The sequence below is a fragment of the Nocardia niwae NBRC 108934 = DSM 45340 genome (assembly GCF_001613465.1).
Taxonomy (GTDB): domain Bacteria; phylum Actinomycetota; class Actinomycetes; order Mycobacteriales; family Mycobacteriaceae; genus Nocardia; species Nocardia niwae.
Map to the genome: position 1 here is coordinate 1 of NZ_BDCK01000085.1, position 644 is coordinate 644.

Consider the following 644-nt stretch of genomic DNA (forward strand, 5'->3'; position numbering starts at 1 on the left):
GCCGAGCTGGACTCACTGCCCGCGGGCAATATTCCGGCGCTGTTGCTGGAGGAGACCACCGGCTACGACGACGCGCGGGTCCGCAATCGCGAACGTGTCACGCCGCTGCGCCCGGACAACCTGGCGTATGTCATCTACACCTCCGGCTCCACCGGTGTGCCCAAGGGCGTCGGCGTCGCGCACCGCAATGTGGTCGAGCTGTTCGCCAACACCCAATTGCTGTTCGAGTTCGACGAAACCGATGTGTGGACGTTGTTCCACTCCTTCGCCTTCGACTTCTCGGTGTGGGAACTGTGGTGCGCGCTGGCCAACGGCGGCAGCGTCGTCGTGGTCGACTACCTCACTTCCCGTTCCCCGGAGCAGTTCCGCGAACTGCTGGTCCGCGAACAAGTCACCGTGCTCAACCAGACCCCTTCGGCGTTCTACCAGCTCGCCGAGGCCGACCGCGCCGCACACCACGAGCAGGGCGAGCTCGCCCTGCGCTACATCGTCTTCGGTGGCGAGGCATTGGATCTGCGTCAGCTGCAGCGCTGGTACGAGCGCCACCCGGTGGACGCGCCCTGGCTGGTGAACATGTACGGCATCACCGAGACCACGGTGCACGTGTCGTTCCTGTCGCTGGACGAGCAGATGGTCGACAACGC

The 644-nt window shown here is 65.2% G+C and carries 1 protein-coding gene; it reads left to right on the forward strand.

What is annotated here, in order from left to right; translation table 11 throughout:
* On the forward strand, positions 1-644 hold a 644-nt coding region (locus tag NNI01S_RS32915), incomplete at both ends, for an AMP-binding protein (protein ID WP_157115178.1).